Consider the following 23,659-nt stretch of genomic DNA (forward strand, 5'->3'; position numbering starts at 1 on the left):
CTGGAGTGGGGCGCGCTCGCGTCCGCCGCCTCGACCAGCTCGACGGCCTGCCAGCATGAATCAGTATGCGTGCGCTGCCGATGCTTCGCAGGTCGTTGAGTCAGGTCTCCCCGGCTGCTGGAGATCGACGCAATACCCACGAACGACCGGACGAAGCCCGACGGCTGCAATGGCTCGGCGAGGTCACCAACCTTCAGGAGAGCCTGCGGCACATCGTCGACAAGAGGCGCCAGGGCGAACGCCTACGTCGACAGCACGCAGACCAGGTGAGTCAGGAGAGAACGCGCTCAGCTGACCCGATGGCGCTCACGCCACAGCGCTGCCGCCCGGGAGTCCTCCACGAGGACCCAGCTGTCGAAGTCTTCGCGCACGAACCCGGGGTCGACGGGCATGAGCCTGATCTGCGGACGGTCATCCATCCACCAGATCTCGAAGTCCGCCGCCGTGCCGACGGCCGGCCAGCGTGTCGCGTCCCGCGGCAGCATGAGTACGTCGACGAAGCCGGTGACGGCAAGCCCCAGGTCGACACCCGTCCCGGTGACGCCGGGACGGTGAACCCAGTCCACTGTTCCGGCCAGCCGCTGGCCAAGTCGAAGCTGTCCGCGCAGCTCGTCCCAGGCTTCGTCGAGGGAAGTCATCGCAGCCATCTTGCAGCATGCGCCCTCGAGTCCTCCATTTGGCCCCCGACCAGTAGTGCGGTGAAAAATCCGGTGGATGGCCGCCCTGCCCGAGTACGACAGCCGGAACGCGAACAGGCAGCAGGTCACCAGCTCGCCAGCCAGCCACACCGTCACGTCGCCGAAGTCGACCTCCGCCTCCGCTCCCGGCTTGTGCGTCTGCGTGACGAAGGCTTCCACCACACCCCGGCCGGCCTGGACCCGGACCTCCTCGCGCCGGTCAGCGACGTAGCCACGGACCATCTGGTACGAGATCTCGTCCGCACCATGCTCGTCCAGCAGCCGCTCGAAGATCCGCTTCACCGTGTGCCGCTGCTTGCGCGGGGCATCCAGATCGGCCCGCAGCATCTCGTCTATCAAAGGCTGGTACGGATCCAGCCGCGTCGGCCGCGTCGGCCGCGGCGGCAGCGCCCAGGCGCTCCCGGCGACGCCCGCCCCGATTCCGCCGAATCCAAGACCTGCCCGCAGGGCTGCGGCCGTCTTCGCCAGGCTGAACGGTTACCTCGGCACCTTCGGGCGCGTCATGATCACGACGGATATTCGCGCGAGGAAGGTAACAACATGACCGGATCAGGTCCGCACGACGTATTGGCGGGAGCCTTCGAAGAGCAGCGTGAGCGCCTGGTGGCGGTCGCCCACCGGATGCTCGGGTCGCGGGCGGACGCCGAGGACGCGGTGCAGGAGGCGTGGATCCGGCTGGCGCGCCAGGACGCGGCCGCGATCGACAACCTGGCCGGCTGGCTGACCACCGTGGTCGGCCGAGTCTGCATCGACGCGCTGCGCTCTCGCAAGACCCGGCCCGATCTGTCGTACGAGGACCGGCTGCCCGAGCTGGTGGTGTCCGTGGACGACGGGGCGGCACCCGAGGAGGACGCGATGCTCTCCGAATCGGTCGGGCTGGCAATGCTGGTGGTACTTGACGCCCTCCCGCCCACCGAGCGGCTGGCGTTCGTACTGCATGACATGTTCGCGGTGCCCTTCGCCGAGATCGGCGAGATCATCGACCGATCCACCGACGCGACCAAGATGCTCGCCAGCCGGGCCCGCCGCAAGGTGCAGGGCACACCGCTGCCAGAGGACGAGCCGCGGCGGCAGCGCGCAGTGGTCGACGCATTTCTTGCCGCGGCGCGGAACGGGGACTTCGAAGGGCTCGTACGGCTGCTCGATCCGAAGGTGACCTGGCGCACGTACCATCCGCAGGGCGTGATGACCACGGTCGGGGCGGCCGAGGTCGCCGAACCGATCCTGCGCGGCGCCCGGTCGATGACCTCGGTGCTCCCGGTTCTGGTCAACGGCGAGCCCGGGTTCGTGGCCTGGGGCGCGAACGGCAAGGTGCTCGGCGTGGTGATGTGCACCGTGGTCGACGGCCGGATCGTCGAGCTCCTGACCGTGAGCGACCGCAAGCGCCTCGACGCCATGGGTCTGCCCGCGCGACCCGAGTAGAACACGTCGAGCGCGTGGGGTTGTTACGTCTTGGCAGGGCGCTTCGTCGTAGTGGTGCAAGCATCCGAAGACGAAGGAGACCGCGATGGAAACCCGGATCAACCCCATGCACAACGAGGTCGGGGCGAAGTGGGTCAAGCACATCATCTCGTCGAACAAGGCCATCACCGAGTCGGCGCTGCCGAAGGCGGTACAGGAGCTGGTGAAGATCCGCGCCAGCCAGATCAACGGCTGCGGCGGCTGCCTCGACATGCACACCAAGGACGCTGCGGCCGCCGGCGAGAGCGCGGTGCGGATCAACCTGGTCGGGGCGTGGCGAGAGACGACCGTCTACACCGACGCGGAGCGGGCGGCGCTGGAACTCACCGAGCAGGGCACCCGCCTCGCCGACTCCAGCGGCGTCACCGATGAGGCGTGGGGGAACGCGGCGAAGCACTACGACGAGGACCAGCTCATGGCCCTGGCGGCCCTGATCTGCGTGATCAACGCCTTCAACCGGCTGAACGTGATCACCCGGACGCCCGGCGGCGAGTACCAGCCCGGCCAGTTCGCCTGACGCGGACATTCCCCCTCGGGCTCTCAGGCGGACCCGGGATCCCGGGTCCGCCGGCGACCGCCATACCCCTACTTTCGCCAAGGACAGGACTCATGAACACCGCACTGTGGATCACCACCGGCCTGCTGACTGCCGTCTTCCTGTTCTCCGGCCTCGGGAAGCTGTTCGTCCCGAGGGAGAAGATGGCCTCGATGGCCGAGGCCGCGCGCTGGGCCCTCGACTTCAAGCCCGGCACCCTCAAGGCCATCGGAGCACTCGAGATCCTCGGTGCCGTGGGCCTGGTCCTGCCCGCCCTGCTCGGCATCGCGCCGATACTGGTACCGCTGGCGGCCGGCGGCCTGGCGCTGATCATGACCGGCGCCACGATGGTGCGAATGCGCCGCGGCGAGACCAAAGCCGCGCTGGGGGACGGGGCCTACTTCGCCCTGACCGCCTTCGTGGCGATCGGCCGCTTCGCACTGGAACCCTTCACCGGCTGACCTGCCAGTCACCCGGGCCATCTGGGTGAACGTGACGAGCTGACGGCATCGCAATCCCCCTGGCTCGCGAGACATCCACCTCACGAGCAACACTTGCACGTGCACGAGGTGCCCCGCGTTGACGCCGACGGACTCCCGCTCCCCTGGACCAGCCAGTCCGGCTGTGCACTGAGCGGGACGCAACCCACGCCAAGCTCAGCGCACCGCGAGGGCCACCGCGCCGTGCGGTCCGAGCTCCGCGGCCGCTACCCCCGCCGCCCGTGGCCGCAGGACCCGGCTGCGGCCGAGCCGACCCGGCGGCTCAATACGCGCAACCGGGGAACGCCACGGGCAGCCCGGGGTCAGCCGCCACCCGAGCCGGCCGAGGCCGAACCACCGGACGTCCAGCCGGAGGAGTTGCGCTGCGGCCGATCGCGCGTGCTGCGCTCGGTACGCAGCACCACCACGACCCCAGCCGGGCCGAGCAAGGCCTTCAGCGCGTCGGCGAGCCGCTGCGGGTCGCCGTCGAGCGGGAGCGCGAGCTGCTCCCGGTCACCCAGCAGGACGAGTTCCAGCTCGAGCGTGGAGACGGCCGGCTTGTAGTCCCCCTGGTACGGCTCCACCACCTTGTGCGTCAGCCGCACCTCGCGCAGGGCCTTGACGGGCAGCCAGTCGTCCGGCCCGCCGCCCCGGACCAACCGCAAAGACGCGGGCACCCCCGTCGGCGCGAACTCCACCCGCAGGATGTCCTGGGCCCGGGAAGAGGCCAGCGCCAGCCAGCCGATCAGGTACTCCAGCCCGGCGATCACCCCCACCACCACGAACACGGTCGACGCCCGCGCCCCGGCCAGCGCCATCCCGAAGGCGACGCACAGGGTCGGCACGCCCAGAGCGAGCGGAGTGATCAGCGCCGGCCCTGCCGAGGTCAGCACGTTCCACGTCGGCCCTGCCGGGCCGCCGCGCAGGACCAGATCCGTCGAGTCGGGGCCTTGTCTCAGCAAGGGATCGGTGGCCATGCCTCCAGCGTAGGACCGGTCCGCAAGAGCGCCTCGACCACATCCGGCCGATGGGCCACGACTTCCGACGGCCGTAACCCACAGCCGACGGGCGCGGCGGGCACCCAGGGCTCGAACCACGGGTCGGGCCCCTGCTCGGCGGCGTCCATCAGCGGGTAGCGGTGGCGCCGTCCAGGGTCTCGTGGATGTGTCGGCGTGGCCGCCGTGGTGTGCGGTCAGTTCCGCGTAACCCTGTCCGGAGAAGACCTCAATGACGGAACGTCCGGTCTTCAAGGCAGCCTCGGCCTGCTGCTCGTCCCACGCGCTGAGGTGGGCCGTGGAACCCGCGGAGCAATTGTCAAATCTTGTGGATCACTTGTGCCTGCATCAGCGCTGACAGTAGGAAGCTGGTCTTCCCGCAGTTGGGCCCCTTACGGCCTGTCGGTGCCCAGGGATGCCTGTGCGAAGATCGCGCAGTGAATGATCTACGCTTCCGTCTCGCTGACGACGCTGATCTTGCCGCTGTGGCGCATCTGCGCGACGAGGCTCTCGCTGGCTGTTTGCCCAAGGAGTCGTTGATCAGTGGCGGCCTGGTGAGCTGGGCGAGGATCACTTCCGCAGGATCATGCAGAGCGGGGAGATATGGCTCGCGGAGGCTGCTGGTCGCGTGGTCGGGGCCTGGGAGCTCTGGTGGGAGGACGAGGACGCCTGGGGATCGCAGCCGCCGACGGCTGGCTACGTACACCGGCTGATGGTGGCCCACGGATGCGTTCCGCCCGGAACAGGGCGGAAGCTTCTGCAAGTGGCAGAGCGCCGCGTGGCCGAGGCGGGTCGAGTGTTGGTTCGTCTGGACTGCCTGGCCACCAACGAGCGCCTGAATGCGTACTATCTGGGCGCTGGCTACCGGGTTGTCGGGCATAAGGAGGGCAAGCCGCAGCCGGGCGGTATTCCCAAGTCGTTCACGCTCCTCGAAAAGTCCGTAGGGGATAAGTCGGGGCAGGTCAAAGCACCTGCAAGGGTCAATCCTTGAGGAGCGCCTGGCTAAGCGGTGGCTGCAGCCCGGCGATGAGAGCCGGCAGCTTCCGCATGTCGTAGAAGACGATTGTGTCGTGGCCTTCGAGACGTTCGGCCGGGGTGAGTCCGCCGGCGTAGCCGAAGGCTCGCATGCCGGCGGCGCGGGCAGCGTGGACGCCGGGCTGGCTGTCCTCGACCACCACGCAGGCTTCGGGATCGACGCCCATCTGCTGGGCGGCGTGCAGGAAAAGGTCCGGGGCCGGCTTGCCGCAGGAGACTTCGGTGGAACTGAAGATGCGGCCTGCGAAGCGTTCGTAGAGTCCGGTGCGGCCGAGGGTGTGCCGCATCTTGTCGTGGGAGCCGCTGGAGGCGACGCACGTCGGCAGGGTGAGCGCGTCGAGTGCTTCCGGCAAGCCGTCGATGGGGGCAAGCTCGGCGTCGACGGCCTCCCGGTGGAGCTGCTCGAACCTCTGCGACCAGACCGCCGCCGTGTCCGGGCCGAGCTGAACGGCGACCTGCTCGTGGATGGCGGCGTGCGAGCGCCCGATGAACCGGTCCACGACCTCGTCCTCGGTCAGCGGCCAACCCAGCTCGGCTCCGAGGGTGACCTGGACGCGTGCGGCGATGCGCTCGCTGTCGACCAGCACGCCGTCGCAGTCGAATATGACGAGTTCAATGGGCTTGATCATCCCCGCAGCATAGGCCCTGCTGTTCACGCTGCGGCGACCTCCTCGCGCTCGACCAAGATGCCGTTCCTGAACGTCGCGCCGGAGCGGACCAGGGCGACGAGGGAGGCTCCGGTGATGGCACGCCAGCGGGCCTGGGCAGACTCGATCAGCTTGAACACCATGGCCAAGGCGGCCGACGGGCTGCCGGCACCGCGGGTGACCTTGGTCCGCAGCTTGACAGTGGAGAACGTGGACTCGATGGGGTTTGTTGTCCGAAGGTGGATCCAGTGCTCTGCCGGGAAGTCGTAGAACGCCAGGAGCTCGTCCCGGTCCTCGGTGATCTTCGCGACGGCCTTGGGCCACTTGACGCCATAGGTCTTCGCGAAGCCCTCGATCGCCTTCTCGGCGTGGGCGCGGTCCTGGGCGTTGTAGATCTCCTGCATCGCCTTCGTCGCACTGGGCTGCACAGACTTCGAGAGACAGTTTGTGACATTCCGGGCTTTGTGAACCCAGCAGCGCTGATGCCGGGCGGCCGGGAACACCTCGGCCAGGGCCTTCCAGAGTCCCACCGCGCCGTCGCCGATGACCAGTTCGGGGTCGCGCATGCCGCGGCGGCGGCAGTCACGCAGCAGGTCGGCCCAAGATTCGGTGGACTCCCGCAGGCCCTCGGCCAGGGCGATGAGCTCCTTGGTGCCGTCCAGCCGCACCCCGAGCAGCACCAGCACGCAGGAGTGCGCCTGGCCGAGCCTCACTTTGGGGTGCACGCCGTCGGCCCAGACGTAGACGAAGTCGCGGTCCGCGAGGTCGCGCTCCTGGAAGGCGGAGTGGTCGTCGGTCCACTGCTTCGTCAGCCGGGTCACGGTCGCCGGCGACAGCCCGGCGGCCGAGCCGAGGAACTGCTCCAGTGCCGGGACGAAGTCCCCGGTGACGACAGTCCGTGCAGGTAGAGCAGCGGCAGCACCTCGGAGATCTTCGGGGACTTGCGGCACCACGGGGCAAGGATCTTGGAGGAGAATCGCTTGCGCTCACCGGTGGCCTCGTCGACGCGGCGGTCGTTGACCCGCGGTGCCTGCACCTCGACCGGGCCCGCGGCAGTGACCACGGTGCGTGGCCGGTGGTGGCCGTTGCGGACCACCAGCCGGTGTCCGCGTTCGTCCCTCTCGGCGGCCAACTCGGCTATGTACTGGTTCACTTCGGCCTCCAGCGCGGCGGCCAGCATCCGACGGGCGCCCTCGCGGACGATCTCGTCGATCAGAGAACCGGACTCGGCGGAACCCTCGGCGGTGACTGCGCTCAGCACGGGAGCACCTTCCTGACCTGCGCTGCAACGCAGGTCTACTCGGTGACTTCTCGATCAATCACCCTGGAAGGTACGCCCGTCGCGTGCTCCCAGGAGCTGATCCACAAGTCCTGAGCATTGCTCGAACCCGCGCTCCAGGCGGCCTTCAGGAGAAGTGGCGGCCTGAGAGTTTCGACGGCGGCCGTCCCCTTCGAACCACCCTCACGGACCAGCCCGTTCCGCTGGTCGGAGGGGAACGACCGGTCCGTCGCGCGAGGAGGCGGAGAGGGCCCGTGTCGTAGCGGCATGTGCTGACTCCCTTCCTTCACCGGGCCACACGCCGAGGCCGAGGCCATCGCCGCCCGGTCTGCCTCGCGGGGCGGTGAGCGGTCGAGGCCGCGGTGCCGCTGCCAAGCCGTGGGGCTCCTGATCTTGCCGGACACCAACCCCGCCCAGGGCGTCCCGACTACGCTTGCCTTGATCATGACCAAGATCGAACGAGGGGGTGCTCCCATGCCGTACGAGACCGGCGCGAAGGTGAAGCTGACCAGGGATGTGCAGGTCACCGCGAACGACACGCCGGGCAGGATCGGCTTCGCCGGTCCACTGTGGCTGGCCGAGGGCTTGGAGGGCATCGTCACCGGCTCGGCGAAGGAAGCCGACAGCATGGCCCAGCAAGGGCTGGCGGAATTCGAACGGCAAGTACGCGGAGCCCAGTTCGACGGCTTCACGGCCGGTGTGATCGACAACCTTCGCCAGCAGATCATCCAGCACGGAGGGCACGACGCCGGAGTCGGCGATCAGATCAGATACAGGGTGCGCTTCGAAAACGGGTTCGTTCTGGGGGGTCTCGAAGAAGGCTGGCTGACCGGAGCCTGACCACTACTCGCCACCGTGCCCACGACCCCAACTGACGTCGTGCTGGACGCCGAGAACCACTTCGTTCTCCGCCTCGCCCCGGAAGCAGGTCATCACTCCAATTCGGGTGACCGAGCTGCCGTCGCCGGCGCGGGCGCTGCCGAAGTCCAGAACGCGGGGCCCGCCCGGGGACAAAATTGACGTCCTGCGGCTTGACGTCGCGGTGCACCACCTCGGCGTCGTGAATCGCAGCCGGGCCTGCCCAGTGCCGGTGGCCAGCGCGTACAGGGAGCCGCCCGCGAGGGGCCGGTGGCTGGGCAGGTGCTGGTTCAGGGTGGGGCCGGGCACGTACTCGGCCGCCGGCCACGGGGCCTCGGCCTCCGGGTCGGCGGCCAGGTGCGGTATCAGGCAGGACCCGGACACGCGGGCCGAGAGCTGCACCTCGCGGCACAACCGGGCTCGGAACTCCGGGTCCAGAGACCCCCCCCCCCGCAGCACGCACTCCTTCCGCTATCTCGCCGCCGACGACTACAGGTCTCCGCCATCGGCGGCGGCGAACCTCTCCGACCACTTGGCGATCGCCACCGAGCCGGTACCAGTCGCCCGGTACACGCCGCTGCTCACCTGTGCGACCACGGAGCCGTTGGCCGCCACACAGAAATCGGGCTGTGCCCACGCAGCTTTCGGTATGAGGGCAATGGACTCCGTAGCGGTCGCAGTTACGCATACGGAGCGCAGCACAGCACCCCCAGCCCTCTTCACAGGTGGTGCGCCGGGCCGGTGGTTGACGTCGGGTCACCACTGGGCGATGAGCGGTGTGTCCGATCCCTGTTGCCGCCACGCTTCGGTGAGGCGGGAGAGGCGGGCGGGAGCAGCGATGCCGCGCACGGTGGCGATCTTTCCGCCCGCGAGGTCGAAGGTCACGGAGCCGACTACCTGATCGTCGACCACGGTGAGGATGGCGGGGGTGCCGTTGACGACCGCGTAGTGCATGGCGGGCGTGCCGCCGGCCAGTCGCCGCTTCGCGGGGCTGGGTTTGAATCCGGCCCGCGCGACGCGGGCGACACGCTCCGGGGTGTCGAACCGCAGCAGCTTCTCGGCCAGGCCGGCGCCGTCGGAGATCGCGATCACGTCATCGGTGAGCAGCGCCACCAGCCGTTCGGTGCGGCCTGAGGAGGCGGCGGCGAGGAATTCCTCGACGATCCTGCGGGCGGACGCCGCGTCCACCTCGCCGCCGCCGCGGCGGACGGCGGTGACCCGCCGCCGAGCCCGGTGGAGGTGTTGCTGGCTCGCGGACTCGCTGATGTCGAGGATCTCGGCGATCTCGGCGTGGCCGTAGGAGAACGCTTCGCGCAGGACGTAAACGGCCCGCTCGTGGGGTGACAGTCGCTCCATGAGTGTCAGTACGGCCAGGGAGACCGATTCACGCTGCTCGAAGGTGTCGGCCGGGCCGAGCATCGGATCGCCGTCGAGGAGCGGTTCGGGCAGCCAAGCGCCGGCGCTGCGTTCACGGCGGGCCTGTGCCGAGCGGAGCCGGTCGAGGCAGAGGTTGGTGACGACCTTGGTCAGCCATGCCACCGGCACCCTGATCCGCTGCCGGTCGGCGGCCTGCCAGTGCAGGAACGCGTCCTGCACGACGTCCTCGGCGTCGACGGCGGAGCCGAGGAGCCGATAGGCCAGCGAGGCCAGCCGGCTCCGGCCGGCCTCGAATCGATCGGTGTCGAAGCGATCAGCGGCGGAGCTGTCCACATGAACCACCCTAGACGATCTTGCGGAGGCGAAGGAAGGGCTCAGACTGCCGCACGGGCAGTCGGGTCCTCGACAGTGGCCGCGGCGGTGCGGCGGGTGCGCACCCCGCCGGCAAGGCAGAGCACCGATCCGAGCGTGAGCCAGGCCGCCAGGACGGCGGCGGAGCGGATGGCGCCGTGACCGTCGAAGAAGGCGGTGGAACGCAGCAGTTGACCGCCTGCCCCGGGTGGAAGCAGTTGGCCCAGGGTGCCGGACCAGCCGGGGAGCATCTCCGGTGCGGTCGCGGTGCCCGACAGGGGGTTGCCGATGAGCATCATGGTGGCGGCGCTGAGGCCGAAGCCGACGTACCCGAGCAGTGACTCGAGACCGAGGACGGTCAGGGAAATGGCCGCGACGGTCAGGGCGATGGCGCCGCAGTTGGCCCAGTACGAGCCGTCGAGTGAGCAGAACCAGAACTGCAGGACCGCCGCCACGGCAAGGCCGCCGGTCACGGCGAAGGCGAGCGCTCCGGTGACGCGGCGGACGGTGCCACGGACGAGCCTGGTCAGGAGCAGGGCGGCGAGCAGGCCGCCCATGACCAACGGCAGGGCCCCGGCGACCAGTCCGGTGCCGCGAGGGTCGTGGGCAGGCAGGGGGACGAGGTCTCGGGCGGCGGGCGCCGGGCCGGTTTCCCGTGCCTGGCCGAGGATGGTTGCAATGCCGTTCAGGGTCTGCGCTACGGCCGTGCTCCCGGCGGAGGCGGTGATGACCTGTGGGATGCCGGAGCTGAGGTCGATCGCCCCGTACACCTCACGGTCGCGGATCAGTCGCTCGGCGGCGGCGGTGTCGGCGACCTCGGTGACCTCGAAGCCGCCGGGAAGGCGTTGGTCGAGTACGGACGTGATCCGCTCGACGGCGGGGGCGGGCCCGGCGACGGCGATCGGCACGTCATGCACCGACGAGCGTACCGACGGCCAGGCGAAGGCGGTGAGCAGCAGACTGATGCCCACCGTGAGCAGGGCGACCGCCCTGGCCACGGTCGGCCAGGGCGAGGCCGGCACATCGGCTGCGGGCACGGCCGCCTGAGTGGATCCGACTCGCACGGCTACGCCACCGCCGTCTCTGCGGACGATGCGACCGGCGCGGCAGCCAGGCGGCGCTTGCGCTTGGGAAGGCCGAATGTCGGGTGCGAGGTGGCCCACAGCGACATCCTGACGATGCCCGCCTTGATCCGCGCGGCTTTGCGGCCACCCATGAACTTCGGCTTCGGCTGTCCTTCGTCGCCGACCATCTGAAGGATCCCGTCCCGCCGCCCGAGGCTTATGTGGTTGCCCACGTACTCCAGCTTGGTGTTCGCGATCTCACGGCCGGTCAGGCGTCCCACGATCGCGTCCACGGCCTGCCGGCCGGTATAGCCGGCCGAGGCGCAGGACATCGGCATCGGGCGGCCGTTGTCGCCGATGGCGTAGGCGCTGTCGCCGACGGCGTAGACGTTCGGGTGCGAGACCGACCGCATGGCGCGGTCGACCACGATCCGACCGTTCTCGGTGACCTCGATCCCGCCGGTGGCCGCGAGGGGGCTGACCGCGAACCCGGCCGTCCACACGGTCGCGTCGGACGCCAGGACTGTGCCGTCGGCGCACAGCACCCGCGCTGCTTCGACGGCTTCGACCTCGGTGCGTTCCCAGACGGTGATACCCAGCCGCTCGCATGACCGGCGGAGGTGGCCGCGAGCTCCTGCCGAGAGCTGGGCCCCCAGCTCCCCGCGGGCGACCAGCGCCACCGACAGGCCGGGCCGGGACTCGGCTATCTCGGTGGCGGTCTCGATGCCGGTCAACCCGTCGCCGACGACCACCACCCGCCCTCCGTCGCCCAGGCCGGCCAGGCGTTCGCGCAGCCGCAGCGCGGAGGGCCGGGCGGCGACGTCGAACGCGTGGTCGGCGACGCCGTGGACGCCGTGGACATCGCCGTGACTGCCGAGCGCGTAGACGAGCGTGTCGTATCCGAGCTCGCCGCCACCGTCGGCGTCGGCCACGGCGACGACCTGCCGCTCGGGGTCGACGGCGGTGACACGGGCCAGGCGCAGCCGGACCCCCGTACCCGCGAAGACGTCGGCAAGCTTGGGGGCCTCGATATCCTGGCCGGCCGCGAGCTGGTGCAGCCGCAGCCGCTGGACGAAGTCCGGCTCGGCATTGACCACGGTGATCTCGGCGTCCTCCCGGGACAGTCGACGGGCCAGGGTCCCGGCCGCGTAGGCCCCGGCGTATCCGGCGCCGAGGACGACGATGCGGTGCTGTTTCATGTCTCGCTCCTGTCGCTCTGCCTGCTCTCGGTGGCTTGAGCGGCGCAGCGCCCCGATCCCTGACAGGAATCAACTGTGATGTGGGTCACGCCGCGGAGGGGGGGTGCATCCTGCTGCGCACGATGCCGGGGCGGTGCAGATGCGGGCCGAGCTGAACGAGGCGGTCCGAGGCCGATCAGGAGCTCGAGATCGGTGGCTCGCATGTTGCGGTGTCGCGTATTCGCAGGCCGCTCGACGCGCCCGACGTGGTGAGTGATCGCCTGGGGGATCGGGGAGTCGGGGCGTCCTTGCTGATGCCGAGGCGAAGTCCCGCCACAAGAAGCCGAAGAATGTCCGCCGGTACTTCAGGCCCTCCGGAGGCCATCGACGAGCTGACCCGCCTGCTGGCCCCCGGGGAAGCCCGGCGCTGGTCCGGCCGCAGTACGGCCGGTCAGGTGAGGGCGGGGCCGCGGCATTCGACGAGGACGACGTCGCGCGGTGTGCCGTGGTGGCGGCCGATGCGTTGGGGGGGGGCAGATGATGCGGAAGCCGGCGCGCTGGTGGAGGACGAGGCTGGCGATGTTCTCGGGGCAGACGCCGGACTGCACCGTCCAGATGCGAGCGGCGTCGGTGGAGGCGAGCAGCCTTGAACATTCGCGACAGCTCGGCCGCGGTTTCCTCGCCCCAGCGGCTAGCGGGCCATCGGCGCGCAGCAGCCGGCGTCTACGTCCGTACGTCTGCGCGGTGTGGCGGAAACCGGTTCGGGGCTGCGATGGAAGCGGCTGTTACGGAGCTGTATGCGCATTCGGCGCACAGCACCGGCTGGCGTGAATGAGCTGTTTGTCTGGCTGGTAATCCTCTTTGTGGTGCGGGCAGGGCTGTTCCGGCTTGGCAGTGGGACGGTGTCAATTGGCAATTGACGCTTGCAGTTGGCAAGGGAGAGTTACGGATATGTCCGCATTGGGAAACGGCCGTCATGAGTTGTGGCGGTTGACGGCGGGGGCGGGTCAGGGTGTGGGTCCTCGGCAGGACGCCGGGAACCGCACGGAGCCCGCCCGGCCTGCATGAGGCCGGGCCGGCTGATCAGAAGGAGTCATCTGCATGTCAGCTTCCCTCGCCACCCGCCGTACCGTCGCCGCGGTCCTGGCCGCCGGTGCACTGATCGGGGCGGCCGCTGTTCCGGCCGTCGCCCACGACGACGACCGGCGTGACCACCGCGGCGGGTACGCCTCGATCGTCATCGGCGACGTCCAGCCCGGCAGCCGCGGACGCGACAACCGGGCCCTGAACCGTGAGTGGGTCGAGGTGAGGAACACCGGCCGGCACTCCGTCAACCTCCACGGCTTCACCCTCACCGACCGTGACGGCAACCGCTACCGCTTCGCCGGGCTCCGTCTCGAGGGACACTCCAGTGTCAAGGTCCACACCGGCTACGGCCGCGACACCCACCGCGACGTCTACCAGGACCGCCGCCACCAGATCTGGGACGAGCGCGACACTGCCACCCTCCGCGACGACCGCGGCCGCGTCGTGGACACCGAGACCTGGGGCCGCCACGGACACCGCGACCCCCGCTGATCCGACCCGGCAGCCACACCGTCGGGGGCCGTGACTGCCGGCCACCAGCAGCAGCGGCGTGCCGCGGCAAGCAGCCGCGGCACGCAACACCCCCACCCCCAACGGCCCGACCGGCTCGGCCCCGCCAAGTCCCCAATCCGGCGTGTCGTACGGGGCTGGGAAGGGCGAGTGGTCGGACGAGACAGGGCCCGAGAGGGCTCGAATCGCGCCCCGTCGGCTTGGCCGTCCCCCCCGTTCGACGGGACGGGTTCGCTCCGGCGGCCCCCACCGCGGCTGCAGCGGTGCCCAGAGCTGATGTGGAAGCAGCCGATCCAGGAAGGTCTTTTTGTGGAGCCATGGAACTGTGATCCGTCCGAGGTCACGATCCCTCAGCTGGACCTGGACCCCTACCGTTTCCCAGGCGCAGACACCGACCTGCCGACCGTCCACGCCGCCCCGGCGCAGAGCCGTCCAGGTGACACGGACTGGCAGTGTTCTCCGGCCGGGGAAGGCCATCAGGCTCACCGCCCGCCGTCCGACCCGCGCCCGGCCTGGTCCATCACGCCCATGGACCGTCGGAGACTGGACCTGCAAGCGGCCCTGACCGCCGCCGGTATCTCCCCACTCCCCGGCGACCTGGAAGCCATCTGCATCCTGTCGTCACTCGACGACGAAACCCACGCAGCGCTCGTCCGCTGGATCACCCCAAGCGCGCCGAACGCCCCACGCGCGTTGTCTGCCGGGGACCATCGGACCTGGCCTGGAGGGCAGTAGGGCCATTCCGGAACCCGCCGGCGGGGGCCAACTGCTTCGCTGCCCGGCATCAGCCGCAACGACCTGTCTGCTCATGCACCCCTCGCAGGGCGGCCCGTGTGTGGGCTCCTGGAACATGAGCATGGCCCCAGCGATTGACCCGAAGCCAGCGCGTAACGGCGCGGCCGCCCGGGCCGGGGGGCGAGTGGCGGTCGTTCGCTGTACCCGCGGGTACCGGCGCGCATCGGGCACAGCTTCGATAGATGTGAACCGATCGGGTCCTGACGGCCACACGGCACGCAACGATGTGTCCGCACCACATTGCCGATCGGATCCTGGCTGGCCGGGAATGTACCGTTCCGACTTTCCTGCCGGTGTTTTACTGGCTGGTGATCAGTCGACCACCGTTTCTGTGTCAGCCAAGCGGGCTGCCTCGTACTCAGGTCGGCAGGCACGGGTGCCGCACTTCGGGAGGCGGCGCCGGGGAAACCGGCGCAGTGGCGCCGCGCTCTGCTGGACTTCGTGCCGCAGCGGATGCGCGGCCCGACGGCAGCCGGGCGTCCTCCCCCCGGGTGTGGGTTAGGTTCCCCTCGTGACTGATGATCGCGGACGACTGCTGGCCGGCCGGTACCGGCTGTCCCAACTGCTGGGCCAGGGCGGCATGGGAACCGTCTGGCGGGCCCACGACGAGCAACTCGACCGGGAGGTCGCTCTCAAGGAGCTCCGCCTGCCCGACGATCTCAACGCTGTCCAGCGGGAGACCTGGATGGCTCGGCTGGACCGGGAGGCGCGCGCGGCGGCCCGGCTCAAACACCCGGGCGTCATCACCGTCCACGACCGGATATCCGACGATGCCGGCCGCCCGTGGATCGTGATGGAACTCGTCCACGGCCGTTCCCTGGACGACCTGATCAAGCAGGACGGCCCGCTGCCGCCGGCCCGGGTCGCCGGGATCGGACGGCAGGTCCTGGACGCCCTACGCGCCGTGCACGCCACAGGCGTTACACACCGGGACATCAAGCCCGCCAACGTGCTGCTCGAAGGCGACAGGGCGGTGCTGACCGACTTCGGGATCGCCGCTGTCGAGGGCGAGCCCGGCCTCACTCGCTCGGGAGCCCTGATGGGGACACCGGCCTACATGTCCCCCGAGCAGGTGCGCGGCCTTGCGGCAACACCTGAATCCGACCTGTGGTCCCTGGGCGCGACGCTGTTCACCGCGGTGGAGGGACACCCGCCGTTCAGCGGCTCCGGCTCCTGGGCCGTGTTCGTCGCCGTCGCCACCGAAGAGCCGGCCATCCCCACCCGCGCAGGCAAGCTCGCCCCGGTCCTTTCGGGCCTGCTGCGCAAAGACCCGACACAGCGCCTCACTGCTGAGGAGGCCTACGCAATGCTCACCGGCCCAGCGGGCGAGGCCGCGCCTGCCCAGCCGGACCCCGCATCGACCTCAGCGTCCACACTGCACCTGGGGACAGCCCCGGCTGACGGCTCAGGAGGAAGCCGCCTGTCTCCGGCGGTTCCGGGCCCTGGCCGCGCTGCCCGGCGGCGGGCGTATCTCCTGGGCGGCCTCGTGGCGGTCGTCGTGGCCGTCCTGGCGGCTATGCCCTGGTGGTTACCGCAGCTCAAAGCCACCGGTGAAGATGACGGCCGCACCCGTGCCAGCGGCTCCACGGCGCCCATCCGCCCTACCGCCTCCCCGTCCCTTTCCCCTCCCGCACCCACCACGGCGGCCCCGCTCACCGCCGAAACCAGCCCCCACCCCGACCCGAACTCCACCTCTCCCGCCACCCGCCGGCCCACCCACACCCCTCTCGATCGTGGGGCCATCGAGCGCGTCTTCACGCTCTACATGAACGGGCTGGCCGACCAGGACATGACCTCCCTGCGGAAGGGAACCTGCCCGCGCCTGCGCTCCACCCTCCTGGGCTTCGCTCTGAACGGCTACTACGTCCACCGCTGGGAACTCCAGCCTTACGACATTCCCGAGGGAAGGGACGAGCTCAGCGTGGAAGCGAAGATCACTCGACGGGACCCGGAGACGGGCGAGCTCGCGGGCGACGTCCTCAACCAATGGATCATCGAGCGGACTCCGGACCAGCAGTACTACGTATGCGGCTGGCTCAACGGGGAATGACCCGCCGCAGACGGCTGCCGCAGGAGGGGGCAGTCCCCGGACCAGGCGCTGCGGTGTGGGCGCTGGTGTACGAGCAGCAACCCGACGGCGCCTGGGCAACGGGCCCCTGCGAGGTCCACCAATCCCGGCCCGGCGAGCTCCCCCTGCTCGACATGTACCTCACCGGCGTCACCCCGCGGCAACGACCAGGAGCTCCGCAGTTCGAGGACCCAGCAGCCGGGACGGTTACACCCCCACCCCCGGGCGCCGCCACCGCCACGGCGGGCGGTGGCGGCACATCGCTGGACACAGGAGACGGTCGGCGGTGGGCACGACCTCGTACGCTCCGACGGACGCGATGTTCACGATGTGCTACCGGCCTTGGACAAGCATCACCGGAAGGGCTGCGGCGATCCCGTGCAGGACTCCCCGCAGGTTCACGTCGAACACCCGGTCCCAGTCCTGGGTCCGGAGCTCCTCCAGCGGGGAGAGCGGCATGATGCCGGCGTTGTTGCCCCTCCGTCCAGGCGTGGTGAGACTCCCCGAATCTCCTTGCCTCCTGCTTGCCCGTTCCCCAGATGTGCTCACCTGGATTGTCCACCCTTGATACGGCGCTTGGGCGGGGCGACGTCCAGGTCAGATACGGGCGATCAGCGCGTACCTCTCGTCGGTGACGGGTCCGCCCCACAGCTCAGGGTCGCCGCTGAGCGGCTCGATGTGGAGGCTGGCAACGAAGGGACGGACGACGGCGGCAAGATCCGAGGCGGTGATGCCGCCGTGCCAGGGAAGTGATTCGGCTCCTGCCACGTAGGGCACGCCGCTCTGCCCGGCTTCCCGCCACCGTCCCTCGATCAGTACCAGCCGGCCACCGGGTCGCAGCCGGGCGACCCATTCGCGCAGCGCGGCCTCGGGGTCGGGCAGGGTCCACAACAGATGCCGCGAGAGCAGGACGTCATACCGTTCCGCGCCGGTCGGTGGAACGGCGGCGTCACCGACGAGGAATCGGCCAGGAAGGCCTGCGGCCGTGATCTTGGCTCTGGCCTGCTCCACCATCCGTGGCGCCAGGTCCACGCCGGTGACGCGGTGTTGGGCCTCTGCCAACAGCAAAGACAGCGATCCGGTACCGCAGCCGACATCGAGGACATCGGCCGGCCCTTCGGGCACCCAGGAGTTCAAGAGTCGGGCCCAGGCAGCCCGGGTGTGCTCATGGCGCAGGCCGTGGTCCGGCTCGTCGTCGAAAGCAGGCGCGGCAGCGTCCCAGTACGCGGTAATGGCAGGTGTGGGATCAGACATGGCGGTGATCATGCCAGCCGCCACTGACATTGGTACTCGTACGCGGTTCCGGTGGTCGTGGCTCTGCCACAAGACTGTCCTGACCGCCCTGAAGAGTCTCGCGCGACGCGTCCAGGCCCTGGCCGCCGAGCACGACGAACTCACGGCCGTACTGACGGTGTGGTCACCGAACACAGCCTGCGGGCTGCCTACGGCGTCGGCCCGGACAACGCAATCCAGCTGTTGATCACCGCCGGGGAAATCCCGACTGCCTGCCAAACCGAGGCCTCGTTTGCAGCCCTGTGCGGCGTCGCCCCGTCCCGGCCTCCAGCGGCAAAACCAACTGTCACTGCCTCGCACGCGGCGGCGACCGGTATCCGCCGGATCAGGGAGAAGATGACCGATGCGATCGCGCTCGCCAAGCTCTACGGCACCGCCGACTTCGACCGCGCGCTCGGCGCCGCCGCGATGGTCGGACGGTTCACGGAGGGCGACCTGCCGCCGATCCTGGACCACCAGGCCGAGCGCGACCACTCCGAGCCGACCCGCCGCAGCGAGACCCACAGTCTGCAGCCGGGCACCTCCGCCTGGTCAGGATTCGGCTCGACCTGAGCCCTCGGGTTCCTCGTCGACCAGGCGGCAGGAGAACGGGAAAGCCTCCAAGAATTCCTGCTGCACCGGGTCCTGGTCGGCCTCGGCAAGATCTGCGACGACGGTCAGGAACCGGTCGCGCTGGTCCTGCGGCGCCGCCCCAGTACCCAGGCGACGCTCTCCATCATCTGAACCGCGGAGTCGGGGGCGACCTCGTCGTCCTCGCAGCTGTCGAACCGGCCCCGTGCGCCGACCGGCATCGGCTACATGTGGTTCGTCGCCGTCACCATCCCGCGGCCCGGCCCAACACGCCCCCCGGGGCCGTACACGCCACCCTCGTCCGCGGCCTGAGAGGGCGACACAGCCATTCAGGAGCCTCCTACGAGGAGGGCTGACGTGCGGCTGGACGTACCCCGTCCCGGCGTAGCCGCCCGAGGACGACGCCCACGACGAGCAGCAGAAGACAGGTGCCCGCCGCAGCGTGCACCAGGAGCAGGTCAAGGCGGTCGGCCTCCAGGTACGCGCCGACGGCCAGCGCCACCAGCGCGCACACGCCGCGGTCGACGATGGACTCCACCGACAGCAGGGTCGCCCGGTAGGGGGTCGGCGGGATGGCCGCGTTGATCAGGTTGCGTTGCACCGGATAGGCAAGGCCCGCCGCGGCGGCGAACACGCACAGCCACAGGATCGTGCCCAGCCCTCCCGACAGGGTGGTGGCCGCGAGCGTGAGCGCCATGACGACGCTGAGGACGGTCACCGCGGTGATGTCGGACAGTCGGCTGCGCAACCAGCCGGTTCTGGCCGAACCGACGGCCTCGGCGACCGTCATCGCCGACAGCACCGCACCGTGGTCGGCGACGGGGAGGTTCTTCTCGAGGAGCAGCGGTTGGAAGAGGTTGACCTGGCAGATGCGGGCGAGCGTGAACAGGGCCACGCCCTGCACCATCAAAGGTCCGAGGGACCGTGACGTGCCGAGCACTTTCGCGGCATGGCGGGTCGAGGCGAGGAGCCCGACGCGGTCCGCGGGCGGGCGAGCGCCCCCGCTGGGCGCCTCGATCGCCGGGAGGGCCGCGGCGCAGGCCAGCGAACCGAGTGCGGACAGCGCGGTCAGCACGTAAGGGGCTTCGTGCCGGACGTGCATCAGGACGCCTACCAGGGGCCAGCAGGCGATCTTCGCCCAGAGGCCGAGCGCTCGGGCGGTGCCCTCGGCCTGTACGTAGTGTGCGTCCGCACCGTGCTCGTGCAGGTACTCGTACAGGTAGGCGCTGGAGGCCCCCGACACCAGCGAGCGGGCGGCGGCTATGGCCAGGAAGTGCGCCATGAAGCCCGCGAAGGACGGCGAGGCGACCGGAAGGAGGTTCGCCGCGACCATGGCGGCCGCCCCGAGCTGCATGCAGCGGCGCTGTCCGATGCGGTCGGCGAGGAAGCCGGTGGGGATCTCCAGCAGGCAGAACGCCACGTAGTAGACGCTCTGGATGCCGAAGATCTGGCTGTCCGACAGGCCTGCCTGCTTCTGGTACTGGTAGAAGACCGGCATCCACCACAGCAGGTTGAACAACAGCTGGAAACCGTTGTTGAGCCGGATCACGCGGAGCACCGCGGCCGGTGGACGGTCGCGGCGCTTCACGCGCGCACGCAGGGACACGGGCATGGGCATCGGCGTGGCCCTTCGGGTGGGCGGGACAGGGGGGAAGCGCGGGCGGCTCAGGCGCTGTACGGGCGCAGCTGGAGGATGTGGGGCACGCCTCCCGGCCCGAGCAGCCACTCGATGTCGAGCGGCCCCGCGAAGGTGTAGTCCGTGGCGAAATGGGACTGGAGCAGGCGGCCCGCCAAGGCCAGCCGGCCCAGGTGGGCCCTCGTCTCCTGGGGCAGGTCCTCTGTGGCCGCGCCCAGCGAGATGGTGCGGCCGCCGCCCTCGACCGTGTTGTACAGGTACTGCAGGGGCATCGTCCGGCCGTCGACGACGTCGGCCGTGGACCCGTGCGCACAGTTGAGGTACACGTTGCGGAAGTCGGCCCGGTTAGTCGGATTGCAGGTGACCATGACACCTCCGAGCGGGGACTGCTCGTAGCGCTGGACGATCACCCCCATGTAGGTGTCGTCCAGGGAGATGCCGGCCTGATGGGGCAGCCGCACGCTGCGCGGGGAGAGTAACGAGGCCCATACCTGGCGGATGGCGTCCAGTAGCCCTGGCAGGTCGGTGACCTTGGTGTGGGACTCGTAGATCCCGGCCGCGGAGAAGCCCGGCAGGTCCTCGGCGTTCGATGAGGACCGCACGGCGAAGCGGCCCGTCCCCGCCAGGTGCTCGACCAGCTGTGTGTCCAGGGCGCGCACCAGCTCTTCGGGCACGGGAAGGGTGCGCACCAAGTGCTGGAGTTGGAGGCAGACCGTGTCCACGGCGTCCATGGCGTTCAGTTCCAGGGCCATCTTCAGCTTGCCGATGCTCTGTTGCACGGCCGGCGAGGAGTCCAGGAAGCGCTGTTGGACGGAGAAGGGGACGGCGATGCCCGCCGGCGCTTGGACGTGCCGGGTCAGGAACTCGCCCGCGTACTGGGCGAGGTCGCCGTCCTCGGGCATCCCGAGCCGGGCGGCCAGGTGGCCGAGGAGGTCGGGGCGGGGCGGGCGGGGCACGGAGTAGTAGCCGGTCAGCCGGCCCGAGCCGTGGCGCAGGACGTGGTGCAGTTCGCCGAGGTTGGCCGCCTTGGTGCCGTAGCGGTTGCGGTCGTGGGCGCGTAACGCGGACAGCGGCACGAGCGGAACGTCCGTCACGTGCGGGGCGTCGAGGCGGACCCGCTGCGTGTGCCACGTCGGTTCGGCGAGGTCCGAGGGCTCCTCGGCGCGCTGGATGACGTAGGCGTCGGCGGTGACCTCGTAATGGACCCAGGCACCGTCCAGTTTCTCGTCGGCGATCGTGTCGAGGACTCCGCGGACGATGGCGTTGGGGATGCCCCAGCCGGCGGCCAGCATGTTGGTGTGCGACAGCGGGGTGGTGGGTTGGGCGTTGATCAGACCGGCGAGCCGCGGGATGTCGTCGGGGACCACCGGCATGGCGACGATGTCGTACCAGGTGAGGTCCCCGCGGGCGGCCAGGTACTCCTCGCCCGAGGTGAAGGCGCGGAGCCGGCCGGTGGCCGAGGCGAGCGTCAACGGTACGAAGGGCGCGGTCGCCAGGAGCGCGTGACCCCGCGCGCGGGGCACCACGGTCTCCGGCACTGCCGAGAGGGCGTTCTCCTGTCCGTGGTTGGCGGGCTTCACCAGCAGCTCCAGGCCGGGGTCGAGGTGGGCCCGTACGAAGGTGTGGAACTCGATCAACAGATCAGTGCCCATGGTGTCGGCCTCGGTGGTCTCCAGGACCATGAACGGCTCGTCCTGCGCCGGACCGCCCCGGGAGTGCAGCGACAGGACACCGAGGAGGAAGCGCCGCGCGGGGTCCTGGTAGACGTCGTGGTTGAAGCGGTCGAGTTCGGCGTCGAGCTGCTCGAGCGTCAGCCCCTGGATCTCGGTGGCTATGTAGTTGACGTGGAAGGAGTGCACGGTGCTGTCAAGGACGTGCCAGCGGCCCTGGGCGCGGTCCACGACGACCTTCACGTACGGATGTCCGCCCAGCACCCCGGCCAGCTGCTCGAACAGGGGGAGCGTGAGCAGGGTGTCCACGGCGGCGCCCCGGGGGGACGGGGCGGCAGCGATGGTTCCGGCGTTGGTCATGCGGTGCTCCCGGGCGTCGGTCGGTCGGCGGACAGGACGGAGGGCGTGGTGGGGGCGGCGGCTGCGACGGCAGCTTCGGGCGTGACGGGCGGCGCGGTCAGGGCGTTCGGCAGTGCCGCGAGGATCCGGCCGCAGTCGGCCAGCAGTGCCGGACCGGACTCGGCGGTGAGAAAGCACAGTGCGGCCATGGAGTTGGCCCCTCCTGCCTCCTCGTACGGCGGGACCGGGCTGCCCGGCGTGAGGCTGTGCTCGCGCACCAGCTCCACACGGGTTCCCGGCGCGACCAGGGCGGGCCAGTCGACCGCATCGAAGTCCCAGGCCGGGTGGTCGGTCCAGGGCCGGCCTTCGGCGTCGACGGCGAGGATGACGAGGGATCCGGCGGCGCCCTTGCCCTCGGTCAGCATCCGCTGCGGGTAGGCGACCTCCCGGCCGAGCAACTGGCGCACCAGCATGCCGATCATGTCGAGCCCGAAGACGGTCTCCACCTGCCGTGTGGTCATCACCCCACCGAAACGGGCCGCGGCCTCGATCAACCACATGGCCCCGTCCGCGCCGAGTTTGATCTCGGTGTGGGTGGCGCAGGTGTCGAGGCCGAGCGCGTCGACGGCGGCGCGCGACACCTCCTCGATCCGGTGCTGCAAGGCGTTCGGGAGGGCGGCGGCCGGAGCCAGGCTCGCCCGCTCGGTGAAGGGCGCGATGGTGGGCATCCGGCCGGTGATGCACAGCGGGTGGTAGTGGCCGTCGGCGACGATTCCCTCCACGCTGACGTAGTCGCCCCACCCGTCCCCGTCGAACCAGCCGGAGGCGTCTCCGGGCACGATCTCCTCCAGCAGGAAATCACTGACGCCCTGGTCCGCGGCGTGCAGTTCCGCATACCCCTGCGCGGAGGACGCTTCCATCACGGAACGTCCGGTCTTCCAGGCCGCCTCGGCCTGCTGCTCGTCCCACACGCTGAGGTGGGCCGTGGAACCCGCGCTCCAGGCGGCCTTCAGGAGGAGCGGCGGCCTGAGGGTTTCGAAGGCGGCCGTGATGTCCTCCGGAGCGTGGATCTCCGCGAACCCCGGTACGGGCACCCCGGCGTCCCGCCAGATCCGGCGCATCAGGCGCTTGTCGCGTGCCCTCGCGACCCGCTCGCCGGCACCGCGCAGACCCAGCCGCAGGTTCGCGTGGGCGACGGCCACCACCGCGTACTCCGACAGGGTCAGCACCGCCTCGGCGCCGACGCGGCGAGCGTGGGAGCAGATGAGATCGACCAGATCCGCCCCCTCGCCCGGCGGGGCGGTGGTGACCGACGCGCACCCGGGCAACCACACCGACTCGGTGGCACGGGGCAACGGCGCGAGCGCCAGGACGTGAACCTCGGCGTGGGCGACGATGCGCGGGACCGCGTATTCCAGAGGAGGGCCGCCCTTGGCATAGACGAAGAGGATCGGGGTCATGCTGCTCCTCGGGTCGAGGGGGACGCCAATGGTGCGCCGGCGTCGTCGGCGGACGAATCCGTACGCGGTGTAACCGCGAACGGACCAGGGTGACTGGACCGTGACCAAAGCGGTGAACGCACGGATGTACGCCTACTCGGTTGGGTGTTCGCCAAACAATCACGCTCACCATGTGGAGCCGGGACGAGGGTGTTTCAGCCATTCGCGCGAAGCACGCGATCGCCATCCAGCGCCTGAGGCCGCTGTTGGCGCCGGAGCGGGCCCCGCGGCCAGCC

General features: G+C 70.0%; 20 protein-coding genes and 6 pseudogenes. 10 read left to right on the forward strand and 16 right to left on the reverse strand.

Translation table 11 applies throughout. The features are described from left to right. Positions 1–287 precede the first annotated feature (287 nt). A complete protein-coding gene (locus ACZ6Y1_RS25215) occupies positions 288–1,025 on the reverse strand; it encodes a hypothetical protein (RefSeq protein WP_469633949.1) in 738 nt (245 codons plus the stop codon). A gap of 213 nt (positions 1,026–1,238) precedes the next feature. On the opposite strand from ACZ6Y1_RS25215, the gene ACZ6Y1_RS25220 reads away from it, so the two are divergent. The 4 genes and pseudogenes from ACZ6Y1_RS25220 to ACZ6Y1_RS25235 form a co-directional block, all read left to right on the forward strand. Next, positions 1,239–2,120 (forward strand): sigma-70 family RNA polymerase sigma factor, encoded by an 882-nt coding sequence (locus ACZ6Y1_RS25220; RefSeq protein WP_469633952.1) that lies wholly within the window; start codon positions 1,239–1,241, stop codon positions 2,118–2,120. An 85-nt stretch (positions 2,121–2,205) separates the two neighbouring features. Beyond that, on the forward strand, positions 2,206–2,676 hold the full coding sequence (locus ACZ6Y1_RS25225; RefSeq protein WP_469633955.1) for a carboxymuconolactone decarboxylase family protein: 471 nt from the start codon (positions 2,206–2,208) through the stop codon (positions 2,674–2,676). Between the two features lie 92 nt (positions 2,677–2,768). Continuing rightward, positions 2,769–3,155, forward strand: a complete 387-nt coding sequence (locus ACZ6Y1_RS25230; RefSeq protein WP_469633958.1) for a DoxX family protein — start codon at positions 2,769–2,771, stop codon at positions 3,153–3,155. Between the two features lie 204 nt (positions 3,156–3,359). Beyond that, positions 3,360–3,473 (forward strand): annotated as a pseudogene (locus ACZ6Y1_RS25235) (ATP-dependent helicase C-terminal domain-containing protein); the annotation flags it as partial. A 23-nt stretch (positions 3,474–3,496) separates the two neighbouring features. On the opposite strand, the gene ACZ6Y1_RS25240 reads toward ACZ6Y1_RS25235, so the two are convergent. Beyond that, positions 3,497–4,150 (reverse strand): hypothetical protein, encoded by a 654-nt coding sequence (locus ACZ6Y1_RS25240; RefSeq protein WP_469633961.1) that lies wholly within the window; start codon positions 4,148–4,150, stop codon positions 3,497–3,499. Between the two features lie 455 nt (positions 4,151–4,605). On the opposite strand from ACZ6Y1_RS25240, the pseudogene ACZ6Y1_RS25245 reads away from it, so the two are divergent. Beyond that, a pseudogene (locus ACZ6Y1_RS25245) lies at positions 4,606–5,159 on the forward strand (GNAT family N-acetyltransferase). Here the strand turns inward: ACZ6Y1_RS25245 and ACZ6Y1_RS25250 are convergent. Further along, the gene (locus tag ACZ6Y1_RS25250; RefSeq protein ID WP_469633964.1) at positions 5,149–5,832 is read right to left on the reverse strand and encodes an HAD family hydrolase; all 684 of its coding nucleotides are present in this window, start codon (positions 5,830–5,832) and stop codon (positions 5,149–5,151) included. The pseudogene ACZ6Y1_RS25245 and the gene ACZ6Y1_RS25250 overlap by 11 nt on opposite strands. A 23-nt stretch (positions 5,833–5,855) precedes the next feature. Further along, positions 5,856–7,111 (reverse strand): annotated as a pseudogene (locus tag ACZ6Y1_RS25255) (IS256 family transposase). Between the two features lie 462 nt (positions 7,112–7,573). On the opposite strand from ACZ6Y1_RS25255, the gene ACZ6Y1_RS25260 reads away from it, so the two are divergent. Then, on the forward strand, positions 7,574–7,969 hold the full coding sequence (locus ACZ6Y1_RS25260; protein WP_469633967.1) for a hypothetical protein: 396 nt from the start codon (positions 7,574–7,576) through the stop codon (positions 7,967–7,969). A gap of 3 nt (positions 7,970–7,972) precedes the next feature. On the opposite strand, the gene ACZ6Y1_RS25265 is transcribed toward ACZ6Y1_RS25260, so the two are convergent. The 5 genes from ACZ6Y1_RS25265 to ACZ6Y1_RS25285 all read right to left on the reverse strand — a co-directional run bounded on the left by ACZ6Y1_RS25265 (position 7,973) and on the right by ACZ6Y1_RS25285 (position 11,978). Further along, positions 7,973–8,446, reverse strand: a complete 474-nt coding sequence (locus ACZ6Y1_RS25265) for a hypothetical protein (RefSeq protein WP_469633969.1) — start codon at positions 8,444–8,446, stop codon at positions 7,973–7,975. Between the two features lie 30 nt (positions 8,447–8,476). Continuing rightward, positions 8,477–8,602 (reverse strand): hypothetical protein, encoded by a 126-nt coding sequence (locus ACZ6Y1_RS25270; protein WP_469633972.1) that lies wholly within the window; start codon positions 8,600–8,602, stop codon positions 8,477–8,479. Positions 8,603–8,743: 141 nt separating this feature from the next. Continuing rightward, positions 8,744–9,697, reverse strand: coding sequence for a sigma-70 family RNA polymerase sigma factor (locus tag ACZ6Y1_RS25275; RefSeq protein ID WP_469633974.1), 954 nt, complete (start codon positions 9,695–9,697; stop codon positions 8,744–8,746). A gap of 41 nt (positions 9,698–9,738) precedes the next feature. After that, positions 9,739–10,752: an ABC transporter permease gene (locus ACZ6Y1_RS25280; RefSeq protein WP_469633977.1), complete on the reverse strand. Its 1,014-nt coding sequence runs from the start codon at positions 10,750–10,752 to the stop codon at positions 9,739–9,741. Between the two features lie 29 nt (positions 10,753–10,781). After that, on the reverse strand, positions 10,782–11,978 hold the full coding sequence (locus ACZ6Y1_RS25285; protein ID WP_469633980.1) for an NAD(P)/FAD-dependent oxidoreductase: 1,197 nt from the start codon (positions 11,976–11,978) through the stop codon (positions 10,782–10,784). Positions 11,979–12,244: 266 nt separating this feature from the next. Between ACZ6Y1_RS25285 and ACZ6Y1_RS25290 the strand changes: the two are divergent. Then, positions 12,245–12,385: pseudogene (locus tag ACZ6Y1_RS25290) on the forward strand (site-specific integrase); the annotation flags it as partial. A 23-nt stretch (positions 12,386–12,408) separates the two neighbouring features. On the opposite strand, the pseudogene ACZ6Y1_RS25295 reads toward ACZ6Y1_RS25290, so the two are convergent. Beyond that, positions 12,409–12,601, reverse strand: a pseudogene (locus ACZ6Y1_RS25295) (GNAT family N-acetyltransferase); the annotation flags it as partial. A gap of 457 nt (positions 12,602–13,058) precedes the next feature. On the opposite strand from ACZ6Y1_RS25295, the gene ACZ6Y1_RS25300 reads away from it, so the two are divergent. Both ACZ6Y1_RS25300 and ACZ6Y1_RS25305 read left to right on the forward strand, forming a co-directional pair. Continuing rightward, positions 13,059–13,535: a lamin tail domain-containing protein gene (locus ACZ6Y1_RS25300; protein ID WP_469633983.1), complete on the forward strand. Its 477-nt coding sequence runs from the start codon at positions 13,059–13,061 to the stop codon at positions 13,533–13,535. A 1,324-nt stretch (positions 13,536–14,859) separates the two neighbouring features. Next, on the forward strand, positions 14,860–16,398 hold the full coding sequence (locus ACZ6Y1_RS25305; RefSeq protein ID WP_469633986.1) for a serine/threonine-protein kinase: 1,539 nt from the start codon (positions 14,860–14,862) through the stop codon (positions 16,396–16,398). Between the two features lie 354 nt (positions 16,399–16,752). Here the strand turns inward: ACZ6Y1_RS25305 and ACZ6Y1_RS25310 are convergent. Together ACZ6Y1_RS25310 and ACZ6Y1_RS25315 are read right to left on the reverse strand one after the other, a co-directional pair. Beyond that, positions 16,753–16,890 (reverse strand): annotated as a pseudogene (locus ACZ6Y1_RS25310) (SDR family NAD(P)-dependent oxidoreductase); the annotation flags it as partial. A gap of 123 nt (positions 16,891–17,013) precedes the next feature. After that, entirely contained in the window at positions 17,014–17,670 is a 657-nt protein-coding gene (locus tag ACZ6Y1_RS25315; protein ID WP_469634074.1) for a class I SAM-dependent methyltransferase, read from the reverse strand. Positions 17,671–17,829: 159 nt separating this feature from the next. Between ACZ6Y1_RS25315 and ACZ6Y1_RS25320 the strand changes: the two genes are divergently transcribed. Further along, positions 17,830–18,261, forward strand: a complete 432-nt coding sequence (locus ACZ6Y1_RS25320) for a transposase (protein ID WP_469633989.1) — start codon at positions 17,830–17,832, stop codon at positions 18,259–18,261. Positions 18,262–18,365: 104 nt separating this feature from the next. Here ACZ6Y1_RS25320 and ACZ6Y1_RS25325 read toward each other — a convergent pair whose 3' ends face one another. The 4 genes from ACZ6Y1_RS25325 to ACZ6Y1_RS25340 form a co-directional block, all read right to left on the reverse strand. Then, a complete protein-coding gene (locus tag ACZ6Y1_RS25325; protein WP_469633991.1) occupies positions 18,366–18,500 on the reverse strand; it encodes a hypothetical protein in 135 nt (44 codons plus the stop codon). A gap of 119 nt (positions 18,501–18,619) precedes the next feature. Continuing rightward, positions 18,620–19,897 carry an MFS transporter gene (locus ACZ6Y1_RS25330; RefSeq protein WP_469633994.1) on the reverse strand — a complete coding sequence of 426 codons (1,278 nt, stop codon included), beginning with the start codon at positions 19,895–19,897 and terminating at the stop codon, positions 18,620–18,622. A gap of 47 nt (positions 19,898–19,944) precedes the next feature. Then, a complete protein-coding gene (locus ACZ6Y1_RS25335) occupies positions 19,945–21,945 on the reverse strand; it encodes a PEP/pyruvate-binding domain-containing protein (protein WP_469633997.1) in 2,001 nt (666 codons plus the stop codon). Further along, on the reverse strand, positions 21,942–23,384 hold the full coding sequence (locus ACZ6Y1_RS25340) for an ATP-grasp domain-containing protein (protein ID WP_469634000.1): 1,443 nt from the start codon (positions 23,382–23,384) through the stop codon (positions 21,942–21,944). The genes ACZ6Y1_RS25335 and ACZ6Y1_RS25340 overlap by 4 nt, the downstream gene beginning before the upstream one ends. Between the last annotated feature and the right edge of the window lie 275 nt (positions 23,385–23,659).

This window comes from Streptomyces sp. NPDC053432 (assembly GCF_055585365.1).

Coding starts and splice junctions, on each gene's coding strand:
- ACZ6Y1_RS25215 (WP_469633949.1), bottom strand. CDS start 1,025: ATGCTGCGGGCCGATCTGGATGCCCCGCGCAAGCAGCGGCACACGGTG.
- ACZ6Y1_RS25220 (WP_469633952.1), top strand. CDS start 1,239: ATGACCGGATCAGGTCCGCACGACGTATTGGCGGGAGCCTTCGAAGAG.
- ACZ6Y1_RS25225 (WP_469633955.1), top strand. CDS start 2,206: ATGGAAACCCGGATCAACCCCATGCACAACGAGGTCGGGGCGAAGTGG.
- ACZ6Y1_RS25230 (WP_469633958.1), top strand. CDS start 2,769: ATGAACACCGCACTGTGGATCACCACCGGCCTGCTGACTGCCGTCTTC.
- ACZ6Y1_RS25240 (WP_469633961.1), bottom strand. CDS start 4,150: ATGGCCACCGATCCCTTGCTGAGACAAGGCCCCGACTCGACGGATCTG.
- ACZ6Y1_RS25250 (WP_469633964.1), bottom strand. CDS start 5,832: ATGATCAAGCCCATTGAACTCGTCATATTCGACTGCGACGGCGTGCTG.
- ACZ6Y1_RS25260 (WP_469633967.1), top strand. CDS start 7,574: ATGACCAAGATCGAACGAGGGGGTGCTCCCATGCCGTACGAGACCGGC.
- ACZ6Y1_RS25285 (WP_469633980.1), bottom strand. CDS start 11,978: ATGAAACAGCACCGCATCGTCGTCCTCGGCGCCGGATACGCCGGGGCC.
- ACZ6Y1_RS25300 (WP_469633983.1), top strand. CDS start 13,059: ATGTCAGCTTCCCTCGCCACCCGCCGTACCGTCGCCGCGGTCCTGGCC.
- ACZ6Y1_RS25315 (WP_469634074.1), bottom strand. CDS start 17,670: ATGTCTGATCCCACACCTGCCATTACCGCGTACTGGGACGCTGCCGCG.
- ACZ6Y1_RS25325 (WP_469633991.1), bottom strand. CDS start 18,500: ATGCCGGTCGGCGCACGGGGCCGGTTCGACAGCTGCGAGGACGACGAG.
- ACZ6Y1_RS25330 (WP_469633994.1), bottom strand. CDS start 19,897: ATGCCCATGCCCGTGTCCCTGCGTGCGCGCGTGAAGCGCCGCGACCGT.
- ACZ6Y1_RS25335 (WP_469633997.1), bottom strand. CDS start 21,945: ATGACCAACGCCGGAACCATCGCTGCCGCCCCGTCCCCCCGGGGCGCC.
- ACZ6Y1_RS25340 (WP_469634000.1), bottom strand. CDS start 23,384: ATGACCCCGATCCTCTTCGTCTATGCCAAGGGCGGCCCTCCTCTGGAA.